This window comes from Mesorhizobium oxytropidicola (assembly GCF_056174625.1).
Genome location: NZ_CM149692.1, coordinates 586,751 through 609,759 on the forward strand (window position 1 = coordinate 586,751; position 23,009 = coordinate 609,759).

Consider the following 23,009-nt stretch of genomic DNA (forward strand, 5'->3'; position numbering starts at 1 on the left):
GGCTTCCCAACGATTGCGTGACAGTCGGATAACAATAGCCGGCTGTGTGGTTTTGGCGGTGGTTCGCGGGTTGGCCGAGGCCTTCCCAGCTTCGTCATCCCTGGGCGGAGCAGCCGCGAAGCGGCGTCGCGGAGACCCTGGGATCCATGCCGGGACGTTGACCGTCGGGTGCAGCGGAGCGGAATATGCGCCGTGGCAACGCTTTGAGGTCGCGGCATGGATCCTCGGGTCTGCGCGCGTCGCTGCGCTCCTTGCTCCGCCCGTGGATGACGAAGTCGAGGGAGACTCCGCTAAGCCGCTCTTGCTATTGCTGTTCGGCGAACATCAGGCGCGTCTTCGTGCCGTCCATGGTCGGCGACAGGCTGCGCTGGATCAGCGCTTCGACATGGTCGTTGCGCTGGCGGGCTGAGTCGGCGCCCATCACCACCACGATCAGCTGGCGGCCATCGGCATTGTAGGAGGTGACGATGTTGAAGCCAGAAGCCCTGATGTAGCCGGTCTTGATGCCGTCGACGCCGCGCACGCGGCCGAGCATGTCGTTGTGGCCGCGCACCAGCCTGCCCGCGGAACATGAAATCGCTCTCGGAGAAATAGTGGAAATGCTGGGGAAAGCGCTGGCGCAGCGCCATGCCGAGCACCGCCATGTCGCGCGCCGTCGTCATCTGGCTGTCGTCGGGTAGGCCCGACGCGTTGCGGAAGGTGGTGCTGGTCATGCCGAGCGCGCGCGCCTTGGATGTCATCATGGCGGCGAACTGGTCCTCCGAGCCGCCGAGATACTCGCCGACCGCCACCGCGACGTCATTGGCGGATTTGACGACGATGGCGCGGATGGCGGAATCGACATCGATCGTTTCGCCGCGCCGGAAGCGCATCTTGGTCGGCGGCTGCGAGGCGGCATGGTCGGAGACCGGGATCTGCGTTTCCTTGGTGACGCGGCCGGACTCCATCGCTTCGAACAGCAGATAGAGCGTCATCATCTTGGTCAGCGAGGCCGGGTAGCGCTGCGCCGTCGAGTTAACCTCGAACATCTGCTTGCCGGTCTTCACGTCGACGACGATGGCCGCATATTTCTGCGGCGGCGCGGGGACAGTCAGCACCTGGTCCGGCGGGGTCACGGTCGAGCAGCCGGCGACCAGCAGCAACAGGCCAAGGGCGACGAAAACTCTCTGAAGGAGCGGAAAGGGACGCAATTTGGACAAGGGCGGGACTGTTCTGGCGATGCTGTTGCTGAGATGAGGCGAAGCTAACGTAACGCGCTGGATGCGTCCATTTGGTTAATGGCTGTTAGCCCCAGGATTGTCGAGCCTTCGCAGGACTTGGGTTCCTCGCCCCACATTCGTCTACGGCATGCACACATTTCCAAGCAGTTGGTCTTTGGCGATAGCGTGTATGGCAGCTTGGCGCATGCATTGTCTTATGCTGCGCTGGTCGACCCCCACTCCGTCTCGGCTTCGCCGAGCCACCTCTCCCCCGATCGACGGGGTAGAGGAAAGGCGCCAGGCTCTTTGCGGTCAACGCTCGTCCAGCGACGCTCCCTTCCTTTCCCTCCGGAGGGGGGAAAGGTGGCGCTGCGAAGCAGCGACGGATTGGGGGAACCACCTGGCAATCAAGCCTCCGACCGACCAGTCACGCCAATCACAGAGGATGCCGGCATAGCGTAGCACATTCGCAGATGCGAGGAACTTGAGCCCTTTATCCGCCCCGAAAACGCCTGTTTCTGTGTCTTTCCTTGCCAGAACCGCGTTTCCTGTGGGAAGGGGCGTGGCATTGGCTGGCTTGGGGGGTGGCATGACTGACATCGGGGCCGGGGGCGCAGCGCCCTCGCTTATCAAGGCATCGCTCAGCCGCACCGGAAAATGGGCCGGCAGCGTCGCTTTCATCAGCGGCGCCGTGGGCGACGTGCTCAATCCGCTGGCGCCGTTCGCCGCCTATATCGCGCTGGTCGCGGCGGTAGCGGCGGCCATCATCGCCATCGCAATTGTGCTCAGGCTGGTGCTGGCGGCCAAGGCGCTGCCGGCGCTGTTGTTCGCCACCAGTGCTGCGGCCGTCGCCGGCGGCGTCTATGCCGTACAGCAGGAGACCAATTCGCAGAACGGCGTCATCGCCAGCCTGGTGCCGGCGATCGCGCAGCTGCAGCAGTCGATGGGCATCGTCTCCGAAAAGGTGGCGAAGATCGAGCAGACGGTGACGCAGACGCAAAAGACCGTCGAAGAGGTCAAGAAAACGACCGACACGGTGGCGCAAAAGGCCGACCAGATCGCGTCCGCCCAGCAGCAGCAGACGCAACAGGGCGCTGAGACGCAAAAGACCGTCGAGGCGGTCAAACAGACGACCGAGACGCTCGCCGCCGGCCAGCAACAACAGCAGGTCCAGGCCGAAAAGCTGCAGGCGACGACCGAGCAGATCGCCGCCTCGATCGACACCATCGCCAAGGGGTTTGCCCAGCTGGCGGCCCAGGGCGGGGCGATCGCCGAGCCGAAGCGGCCGGACGAGTTCTACCACAATGCCCGCGTCTACGAATTGTCGGGCGACATGCTCAATGCAAGGCGCTCCTACCTCGCCTTTGCCAGCTTCGATGTCGATGCCATCGACCCCTATACGCGCTTTGCCACGCTGCTTCGGGTCCAGGACGGCAAGGCGGGCGCGCGCGAAGTGTTCGGGCAGCTGGCCGACAAGGGCAAGGCGCTGTCGATCAAGCTGGTGCATATCCTGCAGTTCGAGGACGCGCAGCGGCTCGACAAGCTCAACGCCTTCATCACCGCCAATCCCGACTATGCGCCGGCCTATTTCCTCAAGGCGCAGGAGTTTTCGGAAGACCGCCTCGGCAGCCAGACGCTGGCCGACAAGCGCAACGAGGCCCAGGCGCTGACTAAGTTCGCCTCCTACGAAAAGGATGGCGGGCTGCTCAAATATTTCGTCGACCAGACCCAGCTCGCCGACTGGCTGGACCGCAGCCGCAGCCGGCTGGCCGCACTTGGCGACGTGCTCGACCCAGCCCGCTTTGCGCCTTCGCTGACGCCGATGCGCTCCAACCAGGGCTGGTCGATGACCATTTCGCTGCCCGAGCCGGCGACCGCGATCTCCTGGCGTCTGGGCACCAGCGGTCCCTTCACCGACACCGGCTTCCTGGCGATGAAGGACCAGACCACCGGCAAGCCGATGGCCAATCCGAGCTTCGAATTGCCCGACAGCACGGCGGCGACCACGATTGCGATAAAATATCTCGACATCAGGGGCCGCGAGACCGGCCCGTTCGACATAAGCTTCGACCCGGATGCCGCGCTGCAGCAAGGTGACAAGCAGATCCTCGACCAGTTCTGGACGTCATGGATCGCCTTCGACTCCGGCGGCAATCACGGCCTGGTCTATTTCACGCAGATGCTGTCCTACCGCTGCGCCATCAAGGAGGTGCATTACAGCCTGAACGGTGCCGCGCTCGACAAGTCGCTCGAGATCCCGCCTTGCGACAAGAAGGACCCCTACGCCATCCCCTACGACGCCAAGGGCTATTTCAAGGTCGCCGACAGCGTGAAATCGATGTCGGTGCAGGTCACCTACACGGACGGGACGAAATCGCCGGTGCGGGAATACAAGCGGCAGTAGCTGATGCGAAATGCCGGCCGCGGCGCTTGCGCAATCCGCGGCGAAAGGGTTCTGCTTGCGCCTTCAAGAATCGGTTAGAGCGCTATGGATACCTGCACGATCAAGGCCAGAGGCATTTCGGTTTCGCTCGACCTCACCGTCGGCCATATCGCCGACATGGTCGTCGAGAGCGGCGGACGCCAATTGAAGCCGTTGCACCGCGCGCCCTGGGTCGACGCCGGTGAGGCGCTGCCGAAGGACCTGCCGCAAGGCACGGTCCGGCTGTCCGGCGATTTCCTCTGCGCGCCGTTTTCGCGCAGCGATGTCGAAGAAGCGCCATTGCATGGCTGGACCGCCAACAGCGCCTGGGATGTCACCGAGAGCAGTGCCACGGATGGTGGCTGGCGGGCTGTCTTCCGGCTGCGCCACAAGGTGATGGGCGCCAGCGTCGATAAAATCTTCACGCTGATCGACGGCCATCCTTTCCTCTACCAGGAACATGTGTTTTCCGGCGGCTCCGGCGCGATTTCCGTCGCCCATCACCCGATGACGGTGATGAAAGGCGGCGGCAGGTTGGCTTTTTCGCCGAAAAGCTTTGCCGCGACGCTGGACGATCCGCTGGAGCCCGATCCCGCGCGCGGCCGCTTCATGCTGGCCTATCCGTCGCGCTCGGCCGACCTCGGCCAGTTTCCCGCCGCCGGCGGCGGCACGGCCGACCTGACGCAATACCGCATGGAGGACCGGCGCGAGGATTTCATCACTTTGGTCGAAGCCGAGCATGGCGGGCCGGGCTGGACGGCGCTGGCGCGCCAGGCCGAGGACGATCTGGTGCTGGTGCTGAAGAACCCGGCCGAGCTGCCGATCACCATGCTGTGGCTGAGCAATGGCGGGCGCGACTATGCGCCATGGAGCGGCCGGCATCTCGGCGTGCTCGGCATCGAGGACGGCCGCGCCGCGGTCGGCCATGCCGCCTCGATCGGCGACAACTGGCTGAAGCGCGAGGGCGTGGCGACCGCCTTTGCACTCAGCGAAGGCCACAGCTTTTCGTTCCGCCATGTTATCGGCGCGCTGCCGGCATCAGGCGGCGAACCCCCACAGGAGATCACAACGGCCGATGGCCAGATGCGGCTCTCGGCCGGCGGTTCCACCTGGGACGTGCCGTTCGACAGCGCGTTCCTGCGCATTGGCCAACCTGTTGCAGCCTGAGCCGGGATTGCGGAGCGCAGGGTTTGAAATTTCGACCGACTGCCGCCAAGATGCGGCGAGAATATCATGCCAATCATCCAGGCAAGTGAGGCCCCCATGTCCGAAATCGCCCACCTCGCCGCCACCATCTTCAAGCGCGCCGGCAAGGCAAAGCGCTTCATCGTCGCCATCGCCGGGCCGCCAGGCGCCGGCAAGTCGACATTGTCGGCCGGCCTGCACGACCTTTTGCCGGAAGGGGCAGTGGAAGTCGTGCCGATGGACGGCTTCCATTATGATGACATCGTACTCAACGCGCGCGGCCTGCGGGCGCGCAAGGGCGCGCCGGAAACCTTCGACTTTGCCGGCTTCGAAACCCTGATGAAGCGCATCCGGGCCGGCGAACCCGACATCGCGATTCCCGTCTTCGACCGCAGCATGGAACTGTCGCGCGCCGCCGCGGCGATCATCGGCACCGAGACCAAGTTCATCCTGGTCGAAGGCAATTACCTGCTGCTCGACGAAGAACCGTGGTCACGACTGGCGCCGCTGTTCGATTTCTCGATCTTCGTCGACGTGCCGCGCAACGAGCTCGAGCGCCGCTTGATGGAGCGCTGGCACGGCCATGGCCGTTCCGATGAGGATGCGCGCGCCTGGATCGTCTCCAATGACATGCCCAACATCGAACGCGTGCTGGCCCGACGCAGGGCAGCCGACCTGGTCATTGGTTAACACGCTTAATTTTCGGTATTTTTGAACGGGAACCTTAAGAGTTTCACGCCGTTATGCCTGACAGACCGTTTGTCCGGTGTAAGGAATTTTCCAATGGCAACCAAGGCAAAAAAACCCGCAAAGACGAGGCCTGCCAAGGCAACTCAGGCGAAAGCCGGTGCTGGCCCAGCGATTGCCGAACGCTCGAAAGACGCCAAGAGCTCTTTTGGCAAGGCCGCACCCAGAAAAGTCGTTCCGGCCGCGAAGACCACAAGCCCGCGCAAGCCGGCGCCGGCCAAAACCGGCGCCGTCCGGACGGCAGCGAATGTCGCCGCCGGCGCGATGGTCGCTACCGCACGTGGTGCCGTCTCGCTGGCCGCCTCGGTGATCGGCAGGGGCGGCTCGAAGGCCAAGGCGAAGTAGCAGGCTGCTTCGCCCGGCCGCGTATCTTTGGCCAAGGCCGTCGCCCTGTGGCGACAGGCCTCTTCAGTTCTTTGCCGGAATGGTCAGGCCCTTTTGTACCGCCGGCCGCGCCAGGCCGCGCTCCAGCCACGCGGCCACATTGGCGAAATCATCGAAGCCGACGAGGTCGCGCGCTTCATAGAAGCCGATCAAATTGCGCACCCAGCCGAGCAGCGAGATGTCGGCGATGGTGTAGTCATTGCCCATGATCCACTTGCGGCCCTTCAGCCTGCCGTCGAGCACGCCGATCAGCCGCCGCGATTCGTCGCGGTAGCGCTCCAGCGGGCGCTTGTCGGCGATCTCGCGGCCAGCGAATTTGTGGAAGAACCCGACCTGGCCGAACATCGGCCCGACAGAGGCCATCTGGAAGAAGACCCACTGGATCGTCTCGTAGCGCCGCGCTGCGTCGGCCGGAACGAGCAGGCCGGTCTTGTCCGCGAGATACAGCAGGATGGCGCCGGATTCGAACAGGCCGATCGGCTTGCCGTCCGGGCCGTTGGGATCGATGATCGCCGGGATCTTGCCGTTGGGATTGAGTGACAGGAACTCCGGCGTCCAGCTTTCGTCCTTGCCGATGTTGATCAGATGCGGCTCGTAGGGCAGGCCGATCTCTTCCAGGGCGATCGAGACCTTCACCCCGTTCGGCGTCGTTGCCGAATAGAGCTGGATCTGGTCGGGATGCTTGGCCGGCCAACGGGTGGTGATCGGAAAGGCGGACAGGTCGGCCATCGAGAAACTCCTGAGCGGGGATTTGCGCCAAGGGGCGCGATGTTGGCGGGTGGCCAAGAATTAGGCGCACGGCCAGGCAGGATCAATATGACGACGACAGTTTCGCCATCCACGGACAGTCAACCGAATCAGACGCGGCGAATCTCCAAACGCACGCAAGATCACCTGGGACAGCAGCGGCCGGGATCAGATCGCCTTGAATGCCAGCACCGCGTTGGTGCCGCCGAAGGCAAAACCGTTGCTGATCGCGGCGCGCACCTTGCGCTCGCGTGCGACATTGGGCGTCACGTCGAGATCGCAATCGGGATCGGGTTCGCGGTAATTCGCGGTCGGCGGCACGACGCCTTCACGGATCGCCATGACGCAGGCGATCATCTCCAGCCCACCCGACGCACCCAGGCAATGAGCGTGCATCGACTTGGTCGAAGAGATCGACAGCGCCCGCGCATGCTCGCCAAAGACGCGCTTGATCGCGTTGGTCTCGATCTGGTCGTTGGCCTTGGTGCCGGTGCCATGCGCGTTGAGATAGTCGATGTCCTCGGGATTGAGCCCGGCATCGGCCAGGCAGAAGCGCATCGCCGCTTCCGGTCCCTCGACGGTCGGGGCGACGATGTCGGAGGCATCGGCCGAAAGGCCGGCGCCGGCGATTTCGGCGAGGATGGTGGCGCCACGCGCCATGGCGTGATCGTAGCTTTCCAGAACCGCCATGCCCGCACCTTCGCCGAGCACCAGGCCCTGGCGGTCGGCCGAGAATGGCCGGCAGGTGTCGGGCGACAGAACGCGCAACGCTTCCCAGCCCTTGAGCACGCCCCAGACCAGCGGCGCATCGGTGCCGCCGGCGACCATCACGTCGGCACGGCCGAGCCTGATCTGGTCGACCGCCGAGGCGATGGCGTGGTTGGCCGACGAGCAGGCCGAGGTGACGCCGAAGACCGGTCCGCGCAGGCCAAGATGCATGCTGACCTGGCCAGCGGCGGCGCCCGGCATGACCCTGGGCACGGTGAAGATGCCGGCGCGATTCTTGCCCTCGACCAGGATGGCGCGATAATTCTCCTCGACGGTCTCGAAGCCGCAGACGCCAACGCCGACAATGGTTCCCATGCGATAGGTGTTGTCGGCATGCGGGGCCAGGCCGGACTGCTGCATGGCCTCCTTCGCAGCGATCACCGCCAGCAGGCTGAAGCGGTCCATCGACACCAGCTGCTTGCGCTCGATGCCGTGATCGGGCAGCGCCTTGATCTCGCAGCCGGTCTTGACCTTCAGGTCATGCAGGAAGGGATTGTCGATCGGGCCGATGGCCGAACGGCCGGCCCGCATTTCGGTCCAGATCGACTGCGCATCGACGCCAAGTCCGCACAGCCCGCCAATGCCGGTAATGACGACGCGTTTCAGCATTCGGTCAGGCTTTTTTCGCGATCAACGCGCGAACGGCCTCGACCATGTCGCCAACATTCTTCAGATTGCTCCAGGCATCGACGGTGTTCATCTCGATCTCGATGCCATACTGCTCCTCGAGGTCGAAAATGATCTCCGTCAACTCCAGCGAATGGATGCCCAGCGACGTCAATTCGGTGCTGGTGGTGATTTCTTCACCGCCCGGCTCGGCATGGGCCTTGATCTTTTCGATGATATCCGTTGCCAGTTGGTCAGCCATTCGGTCTCTTCCCCACTTTTTCGTTTCCCGACGCCAACTGAACAGCGCCTTCTTGTCCTCGATATCAGGCCGCGATCATCGCCTTCTACCCCCGCCAAGCATCGCCTGACCGTACCGAGGTGGCTCCCTCTATAGAAACGGAAACGCCATCAAGCAACAAGCTATATATCGACAAAACCGCCGCAGTGCTTAACCTGACGGCGTGGATACGATCGAATATACCAAGTTTTCGGCCCCTTTGGCCCAGCGCGCCGCGGGTCTGGCGCAGCTGGGCTGCGCCAGCGCGGACGGCCGCACGCGGCTGCGGCGCCTCTATCAGGACGGCTCCGCCAAGATAAGGCTGCCGGCCGTTTGCGCCGATCCGCTGGAGGCGGTGCTGATCAACACCGCCGGTGGATTGACTGGCGGCGACCGCCTCGGCTGGGATGTGGATGTCGGCGCGAACGCCTCGGCGTCGATAACCACCCAGGCTTGCGAAAAAGTCTATCGCGCCGCGTCCGACCATGCTGAGGTGCGGGTCAGGCTGACCGTCGGCGAGAACGGCCGGATCGCCTGGCTGCCGCAGGAAACCATCGTTTTCGACCGGGCGGCCTTTGCCCGTACACTGGATGTCGAGCTTGCCGCCGGGGCCGAGGCGCTGGTGCTGGAGGCCACCGTCTTCGGCCGCCTGGCCATGGGCGAACGCGCCGCGCAAGGTGCTTTTCGTGACCGCTGGCGTGTTCGCCAGGATGGTTTCCTCATCCATGCCGAGGACTTCCGCATCGGACCGGATATCGCGGCAGCGCTCGCCCGTCAGGCGGCCGGTGGCGGCGCAATCGCGGTGGCAACGCTGCTGCTGGTGTCGCCGCAGGCCGAGGCTCTGCTCGACCAGGTCCGGGAGATCGTCGGCGACCAGGGCGGCGCCAGCGTCTGGAGCGTGAAGGCATCTGGCAAGCTTCTTGCCAGGCTTTATGCGGAGGACGGCTACCAACTGCGCCAGCGGCTGGTTCCGCTCGTCGGATTGCTCAACGGAAAGGCGGAGCTGCCCAAATTATGGTCACTGTGATCCTGTCTGCCTCATCTTTGGAAACCGCATGAACCTGACGCCGAGGGAAAAAGACAAGCTGCTGATCGCCATGGCGGCGATCGTGGCACGCAAGCGGCTGGAGCGCGGCGTCAAGCTCAACCATCCGGAAGCGATCGCGCTGATCACCGACTTCGTCGTCGAGGGCGCCCGCGATGGCCGGCCGGTGGCCGAGCTTATGGAGGCCGGCGCCCATGTCGTCAGCCGCGCGCAGGTGATGCAAGGCATCGCCGAGATGATCCATGACGTGCAGGTGGAGGCGACCTTCCCCGACGGCACCAAGCTGGTGACCGTGCACGAACCCATCCGGTGAGGAAACAGAGATGCTCGAGCTGCGCCCAAACTGTGAGTGCTGCGACAAGGACCTGCCGCCCGAGTCGACGGATGCGCTGATCTGCACCTTCGAATGCACCTTCTGCGCCGATTGCGTGGAACACGTGCTGGACGGCGTCTGCCCCAATTGCGGCGGCAATTTTTCGGCCCGGCCGATCCGTCCTGCCGCGATGCTGAAGAAATATCCGGCTTCGACCAAGCGCGTCCTCAAGGCCGAGGGCTGTGGCCCGCGCAAGGCCGCGTGACCCCTGCGACACCGCAACTGAAAGGCAAGTAGAATGATCCCTGCCAAACGCCTGTGCCTCGCGGCGATCCTGCTGATGGCCGCCGCCATGCCGGCCTATGCCCATGTCGGCATCGGCACCACCTCCTCCTTCACGGCCGGCTTCATGCATCCCTTGTCCGGCCTTGATCACATGACGGTGATGATCGCGGTTGGCCTGTGGGCGGCACTCAAGGGCGGCAGGGCGATCTGGGCGTGGCCGGCGGCCTTTGTCGGCGTGATGCTCGGTGGTGCTGCCCTTGGCATGGCCCATGTGCCGGTGCCCTTCGTCGAGCCCGGCATACTGGCCTCCGTCGTGGCGCTCGGGCTGCTGGTGGCGCTGGCGGTCGATCTGCCGGTCTCGGCCGGCGTCGCCATTATTGGACTGTTCGCGCTGTTCCACGGCCACGCCCACGGCACCGAAGTGCCGGAAAATGCCGGCGGGCTCGAGTACATGGCCGGCTTTGCCGTCGCGACCGTGCTGCTGCATGCCGTCGGCATAGCCGCCGGGCTTGGTCTTGGCATGAGGTTCCGCGGTCTGGCGCGTGTCGCCGGTGCTGCCTGCGCGGCGATCGGCGTCGGCCTCGCCTTCGGCGTCGTGTGATCCCAGATGATCCCCGGCGAAATCATCCCCGTCCAAGGCGACATCGAGCTCAACAAGGGCCTGCCGACCGTGACCCTGAAAGTCGCCAACAGCGGCGACCGGCCGGTCCAGGTCGGCAGCCACTACCATTTCTTCGAAACCAATGAGGGGCTGAAGTTCGATCGCGAACAGGCGCGCGGCATGCGTCTCGATATTGCCGCCGGCACCGCCATGCGCTTCGAGCCGGGCCAGGAACGCGACGTCACGCTGGTGCCGCTTGGCGGCAAGCGCGAGGTCTATGGGTTCCAGCAGAAGGTGATGGGCAAGCTGTGAGACCGGTGGCGTCGAGCGCTCGCGGACGCACGATGCGGCCGGCGGACCGGATGCCGGCCCGCCGCGCCGGCTTATCAGCTGGCCTTTTTGGTGATCAAGGTCAGCGCGCCATTGGGCTGCATGCTGGCCGCGACCACCTGCGCCGAGGTCATTCCCTTGGCCTCGAGGGCGGACTTGACCTTGGGGGTGGCGTCGATCGAGCTGCGCAGTTTCTGCAGTCCGGCGTCACCACGCTGGGCGATCACCTGATTGACCTGCGTCTGGGTGTCCTTCGGCAGCTCGGTGATGTCGACGATGTTGACGCTCTGGATCGCCGGCGCGGCCTGCTGACCGCCAGGGGCGGGCGTCGTTTCCTTGGGGGCAGGCGCGGCCGGAGCGGGCTGTTGCGCGGGTTGTTGCTGGGCACTGGCTGCACCGGCCAGCATCAGGCTGGCAGCGGCTGCAAGAATTATCGTTTTGCGCATGGATTTTCCTTCCATCGATTTGGCAAACGGTCGTTTTGGGGTGACCTGCCAACCTCAACCGCCAAATGGGATCAGAAGGTGTCGCCCAGCGGGTCATTGCGTGACCATTGGATGGCGGCAATGTGCAGCCCAGCCTCAACCACACCGCATTTTCGGAGCAATCGCTGATGGCCAGAATCTCGCGTGCCGCCTACGCCCAGATGTATGGCCCGACTGTCGGCGACAAGGTCAGGCTGGCCGATACCGAACTCTTCATCGAGGTTGAAAGGGACCTCACCGTCCACGGTGAAGAGGTAAAATTCGGCGGCGGCAAAGTCATTCGCGATGGCATGGGACAGAGCCAGGTGTCCCGCGCCCAAGGCGCGGTCGACACCGTCATCACCAACGCTTTGGTGATCGACGCCAGCGCTGGCATCTTCAAGGCCGATATCGGCCTCAAGGATGGCCGCATCGCGGCCATCGGCAAGGCCGGCAACCCGGACACGCAGGACGGTGTCACCATCATCATCGGTCCCGGCACGGAAATCATCGCCGGCGAGGGCAAGATCCTGACCGCCGGCGGCTTTGACGCGCATATCCACTTCATCTGCCCGCAGCAGATCGAGGAAGCGCTGATGAGCGGCATCACCACTATGCTCGGCGGCGGCACCGGCCCGGCGCATGGCACGCTGGCCACCACCTGCACGCCGGGACCATGGCACATGGCGCGCATGATCCAGTCCTTCGATGCCTTTCCGATGAATATCGGCCTGTCGGGCAAGGGCAATGCCTCGCTGCCAGCGGCGCTGGAAGAAATGGTGCTGGGCGGCGCCTGTTCGCTGAAATTGCATGAGGATTGGGGCACGACGCCGGCGGCCATCGACTGCTGCCTGTCGGTGGCCGACGATTACGACGTGCAGGTGATGATCCACACCGACACATTGAACGAGTCAGGGTTTGTCGAAAACACCGTAGCGGCGATCAAGGGCCGCACCATCCACGCCTTCCACACCGAGGGTGCCGGCGGCGGCCATGCGCCTGATATCATCAAGGTCTGCGGCCTGCCCAACGTCATCCCGTCCTCGACCAATCCGACTCGGCCCTACACGGTCAACACGCTGGCCGAGCATCTCGACATGCTGATGGTCTGCCATCATCTGTCGCCGTCGATCCCCGAGGACATCGCCTTCGCCGAAAGCCGCATCCGCAAGGAGACGATCGCGGCGGAAGACATCCTGCACGATATCGGCGCCTTCTCGATCATCTCGTCGGACAGCCAGGCGATGGGCCGTGTCGGCGAGGTGGCGATCCGCACCTGGCAGACCGCCGACAAGATGAAGCGCCAGCGCGGCGCGCTGCCGCAGGAAACCGGCGACAACGACAATTTCCGCGTCCGCCGCTACATCGCCAAATACACGATCAATCCGGCCATCGCGCATGGCCTGTCGAAAGACATCGGCTCGATCGCCGTGGGAAAACGCGCCGATCTGGTGCTGTGGAACCCGGCCTTCTTCGGTGTGAAACCGGACATGGTGCTGATCGGCGGCATGATCGCCGCCGCCCCGATGGGCGATCCCAACGCCTCGATCCCGACCCCGCAGCCGATGCACTACCGGCCGATGTTCGGCGCTTATGGCAAGGCCAGGACCAACTCTTCGGTGACCTTCGTTTCGAAGGCCGCACTCGAGTCGGGCCTGCATGGCCGGCTTGGCGTCGACAAGCAGTTCGTCGCCGTCGAAAACACCCGCGGCGGCATCGGCAAGCATTCGATGGTGCTCAACGACGCCACGCCGCATGTCGAGGTCGATCCCGAAACCTACGAGGTGCGCGCCGACGGTGAATTGCTGACCTGCGAGCCGGCAACGGTGCTGCCGATGGCGCAGCGGTATTTTCTGTTTTAAGGCCGCTTCCAGGTTAAGGTTCATGAATTCGGTCAACTGCCTCCGACCGAAAACTGCGCGCATTTCGTCAACTGTTGGCGCAAAACCGTATGCGGCTTGTCAACTTCGGCACCGACACTGTTCCGCTGGATCGCCTGATCGACTACGTCGTTTGCTTCCAACTTGGAAATCCGGGGCCTTTGGAGCAATATAGACTTCATGAATAAGATTTTTCGCAAACAGCAATTGACGCCCTATGAGGCCGACTATGCTCAGTGGTGTGCCGAGCAAGGCGCGCTGTTGCGCGAAGGTCGTCTATCCGACCTCGACCGCGAGAATCTTGCCGAGGAGATTGAGAGCTTGGGGCGGAGCGACAAAAGGGAAATTGCAAGCAGGCTTGGTACCTTGGTCCTTCACTTGCTCAAATGGGAGTTTCAGCCCGAGCAACGCAAAACTGGATGGCTGCTGACAATCCGTGAACAGCGGCACCGAATTGATGATCTGCTCGATGAAAGCCCGAGCCTGAAAGCATATCCGGCGCAGAGGCTCGCTCGAGAGTTCAAGATAGCAAGATTGAAGGCGCTGGACGAAACCGGCATGAGAGATCGTGATTTCCCAGTTGATTGCCCGTATGCGATCAGGGAAATTCTGGACCATGACTATTTTCCAGGTACGCCGTGGTCTTCCGACAAACTTATTCGCGAGTAGCAGAGAATTGGTCCGTCGCAGATATTTCTTGACGTCGTGACCCATGGCCACCGAACTCGTCTCTGCCCACGATATCTTCCCCCATATCCGCATCGTCATGGGCATGGTGATCGGGCTCGGCGTCGCCCGGCTGCTGTCTGGGGTGGCGCGCATCGTCCAGCATCCCGGCCAATACCGGCTCTATCCCGTGCATCTGGCCTGGGTCGCCTCGGTGCTTCTGATGCTGGTGCATTTCTGGTGGTGGGAGTTCGGCCTCTACGCCATCGAGACCTGGACCTTCGGCAAATACCTTTTCATCATCTTCTACGCGATCACGCTGTTCCTGCTCTGCGCGCTGCTATTTCCCGACTCCATGCTGGACTACACCAGCTACGAGGATTTCTTCTATTCGCGCCGCGCCTGGTTCTTCGGCCTGCTCGCGGCGACCTATCTGCTCGATGTGGTCGATACGTTGCTGAAAGGGCCGGAGCATTTTGCCCGCTTCGGTAACGAATATCTGTTCCGCACGCCGGTCTTCGTAGTGCTGTGCATCGCCGCGATCGTGGTGCGCGACCGCCGCTTCCACACCGCCTTTGTCGCGGCGGCGCTGATCTATCAGATATCGTTCATCCTGCGGCTCTTCGACACGATCGTATGACGATAGTGGATGGTCTAGAGTCGAGGGAAAGGCGGGATTTTACCATGTACAAGGCCATCGGATCGCGCGGATCCCGGGTCAGCCGCGTTCTCTGGATGCTCGAGGAGCTCGGGCAGCCCTATGAATTCGTCGAGGTCAAACTCCGCTCGCCGGAAGCCTATGCGCTCAACCCGTCGGGCAAGGTGCCGATCCTCATCGACGGCGAGCTGACGGTGACGGATTCGGCGGCGATCTGCGTCTACCTCGCCGACAAACACGCCGACAAGGGCATGGGTGCCAATCCGGGCGTTGCCGGCCGTGCCGAGATGGATTCCTGGATGCATTTTGCCCAGAGCGAGTTCGAGGCGCCGCTGTGGAACAAATTGCGCCACCGCTTCCTGCTGCCGAAGGAGGTTCGGGTCGATGTCGGCCCCGCGGCGGCCTACGATTTCGCCTCGGAGGCCAAGGCGCTGGACCGCCGGCTTGGCGACAAGCCGTTTGCGCTCGGCGACCGGTTTTCCGCCGTCGACGTGCTGCTGGGCGACATGGGCGGCTGGGCCCGCGCCGGAAAATTCCCGATCGAATCCGAGCGCGTCAACGCCTATTTCGACCGGGTGCTTTCGCGCCCTGCCCGGGCGCGGGCGCAAGCCAACGGAGGCTCCCTCAAATGAAACTCAACCTCAACACCGACTTCACCAAATTCCCACGCGCCGTTTCGATGCTACCTGCCGGCGAGGCCGGAACCATCGTGCCGTCCGGGCGCGCCGTTCTGCCTCATGACGAGCGGCATCTGCGCCGCAGGGCCATCGAACTGTCCGACGGCAGCAAGGTGCTGGTCGACCTGCCCGAACCCGTCGCCCTGAACGATGGCGACCGGCTGGTGCTGGAGGATGGCCGCCATGTCGAGATCCTTGCCGCGCCGGAAGAGGTCTATGACATCCGCGCCCGTGACGGCGTGCATCTGACCGAGCTTGCCTGGCATATCGGCAACCGTCATCTCGCCGCAGGTATCGAGGCGGACCGTATCGTCATCCTGCGCGACCACGTCATCAAGGCGATGCTGGAGGGGCTTGGGGCCACGGTGCGCGAGGTTTCCGAGCCGTTCAAACCGGTGCGCGGCGCCTATTCCAGCGGGCATGATCACGGCCATGCACATGCACATGGCCATGCCGAAGCGCATTCTCACGCGCACAGCGAATCGCATTCCCATTCGCACAGCCATGCCGGCCACCACCACGATCATGACTGACCAGCCTTCGAACATCGCCCTGCTGCGGCTGATGGCGTGGCTGTCGCCGGCCTTTCCGGTCGGCGGTTTTGCCTACAGTCATGGTCTCGAGCGCGCGGTGCATGACGGGCTGGTTGCCGATGCCGAGAGCCTGGCCAGCTGGCTGGAAACGCTGGTCGAGATGGGCTCGGGCTGGAACGATGCCGTGCTGTTTTCCGAGAGCTGGCGCCGCGCCCGCAACGCCGACAATCTCAATGAAGTGACCGCACTGGCCGAGGCGCTCGCCGGCTCGCGGGAACGCCACACCGAGACCATGCTGCAAGGTATCGCCTTTCTCAAGGCGGCGGCCGCCTGGCCCAATCCGGTGCTCGACCGCTTGCCGGCCGAATGCGCCTATTGCGTCGCTGTCGGCGCCATTGCCGGTGGCAATGGCATTGCGCTGCAGGATGCGCTGTCCGCCTTCCTGCAAGCCTTCTTCTCCAACCTCGTTCAGGCGGCGATCAGGCTCGGTGTCGTCGGCCAGAAAGAGGCCACCACGCTGCTGGCTGGCTTCGAACCGTTCGCGCTCTCGACCGCCGCCCGCGCGGCCCGTTCGACATTGGATGATCTCGGCGGCTGCGCTTTTGTGTCCGACGTCGTGGCGATGAAGCACGAAACCCAGTATTCGCGGCTGTTCCGCTCATGATCGTCCTCGCTTTTGTCCTCTCCTTCGTCCTGCTGCTGATCACGGCGCTGCATGTCTATCTGGGGCATTGGCGGCATCTGGCCGGGCAGGGACGCAGCCTCCTGCGCCCGCGCCGTCGTCGGCTTTCGCGGCGTTGACGAAATGCCGACGCCCTTCGCCAGTTTCGCCGTTGCCGCCTGCCTCGGCCTGGCGACGCTCTGGCCGCTGGCGCTCATCGGCTTCTTTGCCTCGCCCTTCCCCAAGCAGGGCCTTGCCGCCACTTCGCTGCTCATTGGTCTGGTGTTCCTGGGGCGCGGCATCGCCGGCTTCACGCCATGGTGGCGGCGGCTGGCGCCCGAGCAGCCTTTCGCGCGGCTCGATACCAGCTATTATTCGCCGCTCTGCCTGTTGATCGGGCTCGGCTTCGCCACCCTTGCCATCATGGAGTTCCCGACATGACCCAACCCAACGGTCCCCTTCGCATCGGTATTGGCGGCCCTGTGGGCTCCGGCAAGACGACGCTCACCGAGAAACTCTGCAAGGCGCTGCGCGACGAGTTTTCCATCGCCGTCGTCACCAACGATATCTACACCAGGGAAGACGCCATGATGCTGGCCCGGCTGCAGGCGTTGCCGGAGGATCGCATCGTCGGCGTCGAGACCGGTGGCTGCCCGCATACCGCCATCCGCGAGGACGCCTCGATCAATTTGCAGGCGATCGCCGAACTCAACCGGAAATTCCCCGATCTCGACATCATCTTCATCGAATCCGGCGGCGACAACCTTGCCGCCACCTTCTCGCCGGACCTTGCGGATCTGACGCTCTATGTCATCTCGGTCTGCCAGGGCGAGGAGATCCCTAGGAAGGGCGGACCGGCGATCACCCGCTCCGATTTCCTGATCATCAACAAGAGCGATCTGGCGCCCTATGTGAACGTCAACCTCGACGTGATGGAGAGCGACGCCGGCCGCATGCGCGGCAAGCGGCCGTTCGGCTTCACCGATCTGTCCCGCGGCAAGGGGCTGCGGGAGGTCATCGACTTCATCGTCGAGCATGGTGGGCTGAGGGCCGGCACCGCCACCAGCACGGCGGCCTGACAACTCGCCCTGCACCAACCAAAATCCGTTGCGGGCAGCCGTCGGTCGCGGCATTCTGGCCAAAACCGGAGGATTTTCGATGAGCATCGCCCGCCTGCAGAAGGAAACGCTGACCAACCTGCCCTTCTACGAAGAGCGCGTCGATCTCGCCTGTGCCTTCCGCTGGACGGCGCGGCTCAACATGCATGAGGCGGTGGCCAATCATTTCTCGCTGGCGGTCAACCGGGACGGCACGCAATTCCTGATGAACCCCAACCAGGTGCATTTCTCGCGCATCAAGGCGAGCGACCTGTTGATGATCGACGCCAACGATCCCGACACGCTGTCAGGCCCCAACGCACCCGACCCGACGGCGTGGGGCCTGCACGGCGCCATCCATCGCAACGTGCCGCACGCGCGCTGCGTCATGCATGTGCATTCGATCCATGCCACGGTGCTGGCCTCGCTGGCCGATTCGACATTGCCGCCGATCGACCAGAATTCGGCGATGTTCTTCAACCGCCATGTCGTCGACGCGCATTATGGCGGGCTGGCCTTCGAGGAAGAGGGCGAGCGCTGCTCGCAGCTTCTCACCGATCCCAAGGTCAAGGTGATGGTGATGGGCAATCACGGCGTGCTGGTGATCGGCGACACGGTCGCCGATGCCTTCAACCGCATGTTCTATTTCGAGCGCGCCGCCGAGACCTACATCAAGGCGCTGTGGACCGGCCGGCCGCTGCGCACGCTGTCCGACGCCATCGCCGAGAAGGCGGCCAGCGAAATGGATGACTATCCCGGCCAGGCCGAGCGTCATCTCGCCGAATTGAAGGCGATCCTCGACGAGCAGGAACCCGTCTACCGGAATTAAAGGCCGACTTCTCGGCGTAATTCCTCGGCGCTGTTGATGACGATGGCGCCGGGCGGTCCTTCCATCGGCTTTTCCGGCCAGAAGATCGTCTTCATGCCCGCCGCCAGTCCCGCCATGGCGCCCGGCCAGCTGTCGTCGACCGCCACCGCGTGCGCGGGTTCGACACCGGCCAGATAGGCAGCGCGCAGGAAGGGTTCGGCGTGCGGCTTGCCTTCGCGCACATCGTTGCGGCTGATGGTCTTCATGCCGGGATAGACAAGGCCGACCATGCGCAGATTGGCGTCGACGATCATCCGGTCCGAATTGGAAACCACCGCCTGCTGCACGCCAAGCGCTCGTAATTCGTTGAAGACCTCGATGGCGCCCGGGCGCGGCTTCAAGCCCTCGACCAGCGGCAGATAGTGCTCGTATTTGCGCATGATCCAATCGTCGAAGGGAAGATCGAGGCCGAATTCGTCGCGCATCATCTCGTAGACCGGCCAGGCGGCGACGCCGAGCACGCGCTCATGCAGGTCGGCGGGCGGCTTGAGGCCGACATTGCGCATTGCCGCCACCAGGGCTGCCTCGTGCAGCGGCTCGCTGTCGACCAGCGTGCCGTCCATGTCCCAGAAAACCGCCTTCGGTGTCATGCAGCGCTCCTTTTGCGATCCCCTTAAAGGGTTTGCGCCGGGAGATAAACCGTCGGGATCACAGAAGGTGGCCGTGACTGGAACCGAAGCCGGCTTGCTCTGTGCGGTCAGAGATTGTCGGCGGGACAATCCCAGTCTCGCAGTTGCGAACAATTGCCCTTGATATTGACAATTGCGCAGGAAGCCGTTCCCTGCGAAACTAAGATTGGACCGCCTTGATGACCGGCGGCCTTGGGAGGCAGGACGTGAATACCCGGCAGGATGGCGGCAGCAACAGGCTGGACGACGCGGCGCGCGCTGGCTGGCTCTATTACGTTGCCGGCAACACACAGGACCAGATCGCCGCCACGCTCGGCATTTCGCGGCAGACGGCGCAGCGGCTGGTGTCGCTAGCGGTGTCGGAAGGCTTGATCAAGGTTCGTGTCGACCATCCGATCGCCAACTGCCTTGACCTGGCGGCCCGGCTGAGATCGCGCTTCGCGCTCGACCTGGTCGAGGTGGTGCCGAGCGATCCGAATTCATCCTCCACCACGATCGGCATCGCCGAGGCGGCGGCCGCCGAGATCGAGCGGCGGCTGCGCTCGCCGACGCCGATCGTCATGGGCATCGGCACCGGGCGCACGCTGAAGGCGGCAATCGAACAATTGCCGCCAATGGAATGTCCGCAGCACAAGGTGGTGTCCTTGACGGGAAACATTTCGCCTGATGGTTCGGCCGCCTTCTACAACGTCATCTTCACCATGGCCGACAGGGTCAAGGCGCGCTCCTTCCCGATGCCGCTGCCGGTCATCGCCTCCTCGCCGCAGGAGCGCGAGATGCTGCTCAACCAGCCGATGATCCAGCCGACTCTGGCCCTAGCCGCCGAGGCAGACGTCACCTTCATCGGCATCGGCGACCTCGGTCCGAAGGCGCCGCTCTATGAGGACGGTTTCATTTCCGAAAGCGAGCTGAAAGCCTTGCAGAAGGCTGGCGGCATCGCCGAGATCGTCGGCTGGGTGTTTGATAGGGAAGGACGCATGATCGAAGGCATCACCAATGACCGGGTGTCGTCGGCATCGCTGCCGTCACGCGAAAAATCGCTGGTCATCGCGCTGGCCATGGGCGAGCGCAAGCTGCCGGGGATCCTGGCGGCCGTGAACCGCCGGCTGGTCAATGGGCTGATCACCGATGAGCGGACGGCGACTGCCCTGCTGGCCAGCATCTGATCCGAAATCGCGGCCGCTCGCCAGGGGCGGCCGCTGCTTTGCGATAAAGCCAACAAGTCTATCTGTGCCTGCCAAAGGGGTCGTTGCCATCAAGGAAGCCGACGTCGCGCTGCAGATGCGGCGACAGGTCCCTGATGTCGAGATGCGCCCTTTTTCTGATCGCGAACCAGCCGAATCCGTCCGTGAGCCACGAAATCCAGCGGTGATCCGGAGCGGGAGTGCATTTTTGCTGCGCCATGGTCATGATCGTCAACCTTCGCTATCCTGAACCCGAATGACGGGTTGACAGGAATGTCGGTCTTGCCGGCCGGCTTTGCCAATCGAACGTCGATAAGGACCCATAAGGAGCCTTTATGCCTGACCTCAGCTCACCGCAGGTTTCGCAACTCCCGCCGCTGCAGGCGATCCGGGTGTTCGAGGCGGTGGCGCGGCATCTTTCCTTCACCAAGGCGGCAGTGGAACTCGCCATGACACAGGCCGCCGTCAGCTATCAGATCAAGGTGCTGGAAGAGCGCGTCGGTGCACCGCTGTTCCTGCGCCGGCCGAGGCAGATCGAGCTGACCGAATCTGGCCAACGGCTGGCGCCGGCGGTCAGCGAGGCCTTTGCCATTCTCAGCCAGGCCTATGCCGCGGCGCGTGGCGGCGCGGACGGTCTGTTGTGCGTCACCACGGTGCTTACCTTTGCCTCGAACTGGCTGGCGCATCATCTGGGCTCGTTCCAGATGGCCCATCCCGCGCTTGCCGTGCGGCTCGAAACGTCGAGCCGGCTGACGGATTTCGCTCGCGAGGATGTCGACCTCGCCATCCGCTCGGGCGGCGGCAAATGGCCGGGATTGGAAGCCCACAAGCTGCTCGATGCCGATTTCACGCCGATGCTGAGCCCCAAGCTTGCGGCCAGCATTGGCGGCATCAACGAGCCGGCCGACCTGTTGCGGCTGCCGATCCTCGATCCCGGCGACATCTGGTGGACGCAATGGTTCGAGACCGCCGGCGTGCATGCGCACGACCTTGCCAAACGGCCCGGCAGCAGCATGGGCGCGCAGGCCTATGAGGCCAACGCCGCCATAGCAGGCCATGGCGTGGCGATCCTGACCCGGGCGCTGTTCAAGGCCGAACTCGCCGATGGCCGCCTGATCCAGCCCTTCGACCTGGTCGGCGACGATGGCCATGCCTACTGGCTGGTCTATCCCGAAGCGCGCCGCAACGTGCCGAAGATCCGTGCCTTCCGCGACTGGCTGCTGGCCGAGATCGCCTGCTGACAGGCCTTTAGAGCCGCTCCAATCCTCCAGGCCTTCCTGTCCCGTCGGCTGATATCCGCCACGGGCGCGGCTTGCCGCCCCAAATTTCCATGCGCCTGTCCTGCGCCGGGACGGCCGAGTGCTGCGCTGCAGCATCGAATCCGGCTTGACATAATTCATCTCAAGTGAGTAATTGCTCAAAGCCAAGGCAAATGCTCATCTTGGTTCATGGGAGGAATTTGATGAAACTGCGCACGCTCACCCTGGGCTTGTTGTCGGCCAGCGCTCTCGCTTTTGCCGCACATGCCGAATCCATCACCATCGCCACCGTCAACAATGGCGACATGGTCCGCATGCAGAAGCTGACCGAAGACTTCACCAAGGCGAACCCCGACATCCAGCTCAACTGGGTGACGCTCGAAGAAAACGTGCTGCGCGAGCGCGTCACCACCGACATCGCCACCAAGGGTGGCCAGTATGACGTGATGACCATCGGCACCTACGAGGTGCCGATCTGGGCCAAGCAGAGCTGGCTCTTGCCGCTCGACAAGCTCGGCGACGACTATGACGCCAAGGACATCATCCCCGCCATTGCCGGCGGCCTTTCGGTCGACGGCAAGCTCTATGCCGCGCCCTTCTACGGCGAAAGCTCCTTCGTCATGTACCGCAAGGATTTGATGGAAAAAGCAGGGCTGAAGATGCCCGACGCTCCGACCTGGGACTTCATCAAGCAGGCCGCCGACAAGATGACCGACCGCGCCAATGGCGTGAATGGCGTCTGCCTGCGCGGCAAGGCCGGCTGGGGCGAGAACATGGCCTTCCTGACCGCCATGTCGAACTCCTTCGGCGCCCGCTGGTTCGACGAGAACTGGAAGCCGCAGTTCGACCAGCCCGAATGGAAGAACACGCTGCAGTTCTATGTCGACCTGATGAAGGCCGACGGTCCGGAAGGTGCGTCCTCCAACGGCTTCAACGAAAACCTGGCGCTGTTCCAGCAGGGCAAGTGCGGCATGTGGATCGACGCCACCGTCGCGGCATCCTTCGTTTCGGATCCGAAGAACTCGACCGTCGCCGACAAGGTCGGCTATGCGCTGGCGCCCGACAATGGTCTGGGCAAGCGCGGCAACTGGCTGTGGGCATGGTCGCTGGCCATTCCGGCCGGCACCAAGAAGGCTGACGCCGCCGAGAAGTTCGTCTCCTGGGCGACCAGCAAGCATTACGCCGAGCTCGTCGCGGCTAAGGAAGGCTGGGCCAACGTTCCTCCGGGCACGCGCTCCTCGCTCTACGCCAATGCCGAGTACCAGAAGGCGGCTCCGTTCGCCAAGATGACGCTGGACTCAATCAACGCCGCCGACCCGACGCATCCGACCGTCAAGCCGGTGCCCTATGTCGGCGTCCAGTTCGTTGCCATCCCTGAGTTCCAGGGCCTTGGCACCACTGTCGGCCAGCTCTTCTCGGCGGCTCTTGCCGGCCAGTCGAGCGTCGACGATGCGCTGAAGCAGGCCCAGGACGCTGCCACCGCGGCAATGACCGAAGGCGGGTATATCAAGTAAGGCTCCT

Annotated in this window: 26 protein-coding genes and 2 pseudogenes; 21 read left to right on the forward strand and 7 right to left on the reverse strand. The window is 63.8% G+C overall.

Features of this window, described 5'->3' with window-relative positions:
- Nucleotides 1–304: 304 nt before the first annotated feature.
- Nucleotides 305–1,199: pseudogene (locus tag AC0V8S_RS02775) on the reverse strand (D-alanyl-D-alanine carboxypeptidase family protein).
- Nucleotides 1,200–1,788: 589 nt separating this feature from the next.
- On the opposite strand from AC0V8S_RS02775, the gene AC0V8S_RS02780 reads away from it, so the two are divergent.
- The 4 genes from AC0V8S_RS02780 (at nt 1,789) to AC0V8S_RS02795 (ending at nt 5,898) form a co-directional block, all read left to right on the forward strand.
- Complete coding sequence (locus tag AC0V8S_RS02780; RefSeq protein WP_475436752.1) at nt 1,789–3,603, forward strand: methyl-accepting chemotaxis protein; 1,815 nt, start codon at nt 1,789–1,791, stop codon at nt 3,601–3,603.
- Between the two features lie 84 nt (nt 3,604–3,687).
- Nucleotides 3,688–4,788, forward strand: coding sequence for a hypothetical protein (locus AC0V8S_RS02785; protein WP_183464752.1), 1,101 nt, complete (start codon nt 3,688–3,690; stop codon nt 4,786–4,788).
- Nucleotides 4,789–4,884: 96 nt separating this feature from the next.
- The gene (locus AC0V8S_RS02790) at nt 4,885–5,496 is read left to right on the forward strand and encodes a nucleoside triphosphate hydrolase (protein ID WP_475436753.1); all 612 of its coding nucleotides are present in this window, start codon (nt 4,885–4,887) and stop codon (nt 5,494–5,496) included.
- Nucleotides 5,497–5,589: 93 nt separating this feature from the next.
- Nucleotides 5,590–5,898 carry a hypothetical protein gene (locus AC0V8S_RS02795; protein ID WP_183464750.1) on the forward strand — a complete coding sequence of 103 codons (309 nt, stop codon included), beginning with the start codon at nt 5,590–5,592 and terminating at the stop codon, nt 5,896–5,898.
- 63 nt (nt 5,899–5,961) lie between these two features.
- On the opposite strand, the gene AC0V8S_RS02800 is transcribed toward AC0V8S_RS02795, so the two are convergent.
- The 3 genes from AC0V8S_RS02800 to AC0V8S_RS02810 all read right to left on the reverse strand — a co-directional run bounded on the left by AC0V8S_RS02800 (nt 5,962) and on the right by AC0V8S_RS02810 (nt 8,320).
- On the reverse strand, nt 5,962–6,666 hold the full coding sequence (locus AC0V8S_RS02800; RefSeq protein ID WP_475436754.1) for a glutathione S-transferase family protein: 705 nt from the start codon (nt 6,664–6,666) through the stop codon (nt 5,962–5,964).
- A gap of 186 nt (nt 6,667–6,852) precedes the next feature.
- Nucleotides 6,853–8,061 (reverse strand): beta-ketoacyl-[acyl-carrier-protein] synthase family protein, encoded by a 1,209-nt coding sequence (locus tag AC0V8S_RS02805; protein WP_183465110.1) that lies wholly within the window; start codon nt 8,059–8,061, stop codon nt 6,853–6,855.
- A gap of 4 nt (nt 8,062–8,065) precedes the next feature.
- Nucleotides 8,066–8,320 (reverse strand): acyl carrier protein, encoded by a 255-nt coding sequence (locus AC0V8S_RS02810; RefSeq protein WP_010912831.1) that lies wholly within the window; start codon nt 8,318–8,320, stop codon nt 8,066–8,068.
- Nucleotides 8,321–8,522: 202 nt separating this feature from the next.
- Between AC0V8S_RS02810 and AC0V8S_RS02815 the strand changes: the two genes are divergently transcribed.
- Genes AC0V8S_RS02815 through AC0V8S_RS02835 form a run of 5 tightly spaced genes read left to right on the forward strand, consistent with a single transcriptional unit; the run spans nt 8,523 to nt 10,894 of the window.
- Complete coding sequence (locus AC0V8S_RS02815) at nt 8,523–9,365, forward strand: urease accessory protein UreD (RefSeq protein ID WP_475436755.1); 843 nt, start codon at nt 8,523–8,525, stop codon at nt 9,363–9,365.
- A gap of 28 nt (nt 9,366–9,393) precedes the next feature.
- A complete protein-coding gene (locus AC0V8S_RS02820) occupies nt 9,394–9,696 on the forward strand; it encodes an urease subunit gamma (RefSeq protein WP_127275256.1) in 303 nt (100 codons plus the stop codon).
- A 10-nt stretch (nt 9,697–9,706) separates the two neighbouring features.
- Nucleotides 9,707–9,961, forward strand: coding sequence for a DUF1272 domain-containing protein (locus AC0V8S_RS02825; protein WP_475436756.1), 255 nt, complete (start codon nt 9,707–9,709; stop codon nt 9,959–9,961).
- Nucleotides 9,962–9,994: 33 nt separating this feature from the next.
- Nucleotides 9,995–10,582, forward strand: a complete 588-nt coding sequence (locus AC0V8S_RS02830) for a HupE/UreJ family protein (RefSeq protein WP_475436757.1) — start codon at nt 9,995–9,997, stop codon at nt 10,580–10,582.
- A 6-nt stretch (nt 10,583–10,588) separates the two neighbouring features.
- Nucleotides 10,589–10,894: an urease subunit beta gene (locus tag AC0V8S_RS02835; protein WP_183464746.1), complete on the forward strand. Its 306-nt coding sequence runs from the start codon at nt 10,589–10,591 to the stop codon at nt 10,892–10,894.
- Between the two features lie 74 nt (nt 10,895–10,968).
- On the opposite strand, the gene AC0V8S_RS02840 is transcribed toward AC0V8S_RS02835, so the two are convergent.
- The gene (locus AC0V8S_RS02840) at nt 10,969–11,358 is read right to left on the reverse strand and encodes a hypothetical protein (protein ID WP_183464745.1); all 390 of its coding nucleotides are present in this window, start codon (nt 11,356–11,358) and stop codon (nt 10,969–10,971) included.
- Between the two features lie 167 nt (nt 11,359–11,525).
- Between AC0V8S_RS02840 and ureC the strand changes: the two genes are divergently transcribed.
- The 9 genes and pseudogenes from ureC to AC0V8S_RS02885 all read left to right on the forward strand — a co-directional run bounded on the left by ureC (nt 11,526) and on the right by AC0V8S_RS02885 (nt 18,377).
- Nucleotides 11,526–13,238, forward strand: a complete 1,713-nt coding sequence (gene ureC, locus AC0V8S_RS02845; protein WP_475436758.1) for an urease subunit alpha — start codon at nt 11,526–11,528, stop codon at nt 13,236–13,238.
- A 198-nt stretch (nt 13,239–13,436) separates the two neighbouring features.
- Nucleotides 13,437–13,925 carry a DUF29 domain-containing protein gene (locus AC0V8S_RS02850; protein WP_475436759.1) on the forward strand — a complete coding sequence of 163 codons (489 nt, stop codon included), beginning with the start codon at nt 13,437–13,439 and terminating at the stop codon, nt 13,923–13,925.
- A 43-nt stretch (nt 13,926–13,968) separates the two neighbouring features.
- Complete coding sequence (locus AC0V8S_RS02855) at nt 13,969–14,562, forward strand: hypothetical protein (RefSeq protein ID WP_475436760.1); 594 nt, start codon at nt 13,969–13,971, stop codon at nt 14,560–14,562.
- Nucleotides 14,563–14,606: 44 nt separating this feature from the next.
- Complete coding sequence (locus tag AC0V8S_RS02860; protein WP_475436761.1) at nt 14,607–15,212, forward strand: glutathione S-transferase family protein; 606 nt, start codon at nt 14,607–14,609, stop codon at nt 15,210–15,212.
- Nucleotides 15,209–15,790 carry an urease accessory protein UreE gene (ureE, locus tag AC0V8S_RS02865; protein WP_475436762.1) on the forward strand — a complete coding sequence of 194 codons (582 nt, stop codon included), beginning with the start codon at nt 15,209–15,211 and terminating at the stop codon, nt 15,788–15,790. Before AC0V8S_RS02860 ends, ureE begins: the two co-directional genes overlap by 4 nt.
- Nucleotides 15,783–16,454, forward strand: a complete 672-nt coding sequence (locus AC0V8S_RS02870; RefSeq protein ID WP_475436763.1) for an urease accessory protein UreF — start codon at nt 15,783–15,785, stop codon at nt 16,452–16,454. The genes ureE and AC0V8S_RS02870 overlap by 8 nt, the downstream gene beginning before the upstream one ends.
- Nucleotides 16,451–16,892: pseudogene (locus AC0V8S_RS02875) on the forward strand (DUF3995 domain-containing protein). Before AC0V8S_RS02870 ends, AC0V8S_RS02875 begins: the two are co-directional and overlap by 4 nt.
- Nucleotides 16,889–17,530 (forward strand): urease accessory protein UreG, encoded by a 642-nt coding sequence (ureG, locus tag AC0V8S_RS02880; RefSeq protein WP_475436764.1) that lies wholly within the window; start codon nt 16,889–16,891, stop codon nt 17,528–17,530. Before AC0V8S_RS02875 ends, ureG begins: the two are co-directional and overlap by 4 nt.
- Before the next feature lie 79 nt (nt 17,531–17,609).
- Nucleotides 17,610–18,377, forward strand: a complete 768-nt coding sequence (locus AC0V8S_RS02885) for a class II aldolase and adducin N-terminal domain-containing protein (RefSeq protein ID WP_475436765.1) — start codon at nt 17,610–17,612, stop codon at nt 18,375–18,377.
- Here the strand turns inward: AC0V8S_RS02885 and AC0V8S_RS02890 are convergent.
- Entirely contained in the window at nt 18,374–19,006 is a 633-nt protein-coding gene (locus AC0V8S_RS02890) for an HAD family hydrolase (protein ID WP_475436766.1), read from the reverse strand. The two genes, AC0V8S_RS02885 and AC0V8S_RS02890, sit on opposite strands and share 4 nt — an antisense overlap.
- A 245-nt stretch (nt 19,007–19,251) precedes the next feature.
- Here AC0V8S_RS02890 and AC0V8S_RS02895 point away from each other — a divergent pair, with 245 nt between their 5' ends.
- Complete coding sequence (locus AC0V8S_RS02895; RefSeq protein WP_475436767.1) at nt 19,252–20,211, forward strand: sugar-binding transcriptional regulator; 960 nt, start codon at nt 19,252–19,254, stop codon at nt 20,209–20,211.
- 58 nt (nt 20,212–20,269) lie between these two features.
- On the opposite strand, the gene AC0V8S_RS02900 is transcribed toward AC0V8S_RS02895, so the two are convergent.
- On the reverse strand, nt 20,270–20,455 hold the full coding sequence (locus AC0V8S_RS02900; protein WP_095203037.1) for a hypothetical protein: 186 nt from the start codon (nt 20,453–20,455) through the stop codon (nt 20,270–20,272).
- 109 nt (nt 20,456–20,564) lie between these two features.
- Between AC0V8S_RS02900 and gcvA the strand changes: the two genes are divergently transcribed.
- Together gcvA and AC0V8S_RS02910 are read left to right on the forward strand one after the other, a co-directional pair.
- A complete protein-coding gene (gene gcvA / locus AC0V8S_RS02905) occupies nt 20,565–21,470 on the forward strand; it encodes a transcriptional regulator GcvA (RefSeq protein ID WP_475436768.1) in 906 nt (301 codons plus the stop codon).
- Between the two features lie 221 nt (nt 21,471–21,691).
- Nucleotides 21,692–23,002 (forward strand): ABC transporter substrate-binding protein, encoded by a 1,311-nt coding sequence (locus AC0V8S_RS02910; RefSeq protein WP_183464733.1) that lies wholly within the window; start codon nt 21,692–21,694, stop codon nt 23,000–23,002.
- Nucleotides 23,003–23,009 lie beyond the last annotated feature (7 nt).